This window comes from Thermus islandicus DSM 21543 (genome assembly GCF_000421625.1).
Taxonomy (GTDB): Bacteria; Deinococcota; Deinococci; order Deinococcales; family Thermaceae; genus Thermus; species Thermus islandicus.
Genome location: NZ_ATXJ01000056.1, coordinates 1 through 2,222, shown reverse-complemented (window position 1 = coordinate 2,222; position 2,222 = coordinate 1). Strand labels below are relative to the sequence as shown.

Sequence of the window (2,222 nt, the reverse complement as noted above, 5' to 3'; positions counted from 1 at the left end):
TATGACGAGCGGGGCAGGCGGATCGGGGGCTTCGGCATCTCCAGCCAGGACGAGCTCCTGGGCTGGACCGCCGACACGGTGATCGTCCGCAGGGGGCGGATGGTCTACCACTACGACGCCCGGGGCCGGGTCAAGGGCACCCGCCCCGCCTAGGGAGGGCAGGGTGCGCCGCTTTGACCTCGGCGGCCTAAGGGTGCACGTCTTTGGCGGCTGGGGGGAGATCGGGGGCAACCAGCTCCTCCTGGAGGCCGAGGAGGGGGCCCTCCTCCTGGATTTCGGCCGGCCCTTCGCCAGGTGGAGCGCCTACTTCACCGAGTTCCTCTCCCCCCGCACCGCGAGCCTCGGCCTGCGCGACCTCCTCTACCTGGGCCTCCTGCCCCCCCTCCCCGGCCTCTACCGGCAAGGCCCAGAGGACACCCTCTTCCCCTCCGACCTGGAGCGGAACCTGCTCGGCGGGGACCTCCCCTCCGGGGAGAAGGTCCTCGCCCTCCTCCTCTCCCACGCCCATCTGGACCACACCGGGGCGGTGGGCTACCTGCGGCAGGACCTCCCCGTGGTGGCCACCGCGGCCACCGCCGCCCTGGTCAAGGCCATGCAGGACACGGCCCAGGTGGGGGTGGACGGGGAGGCCGCCTACCTGACCCCAAGGCGTCCGAACCCAGACAAGGGGGGCCTCTTGGACGGGGACCGCACGCTGTACCTCCGCCGCCCCTACCGGGTGCTGGGAGCCCTTGGGAAGTTCCACGAGCGCTCCCCGAGCGGCAAAAAGCTGCAGGGCCACCCCTGGGAGGAGGCCCGGGCGCCCCTCCCCTTGGGGCCCTTTCGGGTGGAGGCCTTCCCCGTGGACCACTCGGTGCCCGGGGCGGCCGCCTTCGCCGTGGAGACCCCCGAGGGGCGGGTGGTCTACACGGGGGACCTGAGGCGGCACGGGCGCTGGGGCGCCAGGACGGAGGCCTTCCTCGGGAGCCTGGAAAGCCTCGAGGTCTTCCTCCTGGTGGTGGAGGGGACCCGGCTCGGGGAGGCGCGCCGCGCCCGCACCGAAGGGGAGGTGAAGGAGGCCCTCCACCGCGAGGTGGCCCAGTGGGAAGGGTGCCCGGTGGTGGTGGACTTCGCCCCCCGCAACCTGGAGCGCCTCCTCTCCTGCCTGGAGGTGGCGCGGGACGTGGGGCGGAAGCTGGTGGTCACCCCCAAGGACGCTTACCTCCTCTTCGGCCTGGCGGAGGCCGAGCCCGACCCCTGGAAAGGGGTCCTCCAGGAGGTAATGGTGCTCAAGGAGGAGAAAAACCGCACGGGGGCGTGGGAGAAGGCGCTCCAGGACGAGGCCGGCCTCCAGTGGGTTGCCCTGAAGGAGGTGGCCCAGGACCCCGGGGCCTACCTCCTGGCCTTGGGCTTCTACGAGGTGAACCGCCTCCTGGACCTGCGCCTCCTGGAGGCCGCCCTGGGCGGGAAGGCGAGGCGGGGGGCCTACCTCTTCACCAACTCCTACTGGGCCGACCAGGAGCAGATCCTGGACCTGGAGGTCCTCCTGGCCTGGCTGGGGCGGCTGGACTTCCGCCTCCTCCCCGAGGGCCTGGCCAAGCTGCCCCGGGACCCCGCCGGGGTGGAGAACCCCTTCCACACCTCCGGCCACGCCCCCGAGCCCGACCTCCTGGAGGCGGTGCGGCGCCTACGGCCGCGCTACCTCCTTCCCGTCCACACCGAGCGGCCCGAGCGGTGGCGGGAGCTTTACCGGGAGGGGGAGGTCCTGCTTTTATGAAAAAGGTGCACTTTTTGCGAAACCCACCTTCACCTGAAACGAGATGGGGGCTACTCTGGGAAAGAGAAAGGAGGTAGCGTTGAAAGGAACCCTACCCATCACGGTCCACAACCTAGGCTCTCCCGAAGGGGAGAAGTTGGACTTCACCCGTGAGGAGCTCTACGAGCGCATGGACGCTCCCCTCATGGACCTGGCCACCCGTATCCCCGTCTACCTGGTGAGCGAGGCCCAGATGGACCGCCTTTATCCCCGGGAGCGGCGCCGCTTTTTCCCGGAAAGGCCTCTCCGGGAGCGCCTCCGGGCCCTTCGGGAGCGGGGGCCTGGGGAAGAGGGGGAAGACCCCTTCGCTCCCCTGGAGGACCTGGATCGGCTGAGCGAGGATCTTTGGGGCGGGGTGAAGGAGGTGGTGGCGGTGGGGCTTTACCTGCGCAGTGCACCCGAAGCGCGCTTCAGGAAAGAGGTTCTC

General features: G+C 70.4%; 1 protein-coding gene and 1 pseudogene. Both read left to right on the top strand.

The features are described 5' to 3' along the window. Nucleotides 1–163 precede the first annotated feature (163 nt). Nucleotides 164–1,756 carry an MBL fold metallo-hydrolase gene (locus tag H531_RS15200; protein ID WP_022799623.1) on the top strand — a complete coding sequence of 531 codons (1,593 nt, stop codon included), beginning with the start codon at nucleotides 164–166 and terminating at the stop codon, nucleotides 1,754–1,756. A gap of 79 nt (nucleotides 1,757–1,835) precedes the next feature. After that, a pseudogene (locus H531_RS15195) lies at nucleotides 1,836–2,222 on the top strand (hypothetical protein); the annotation flags it as partial.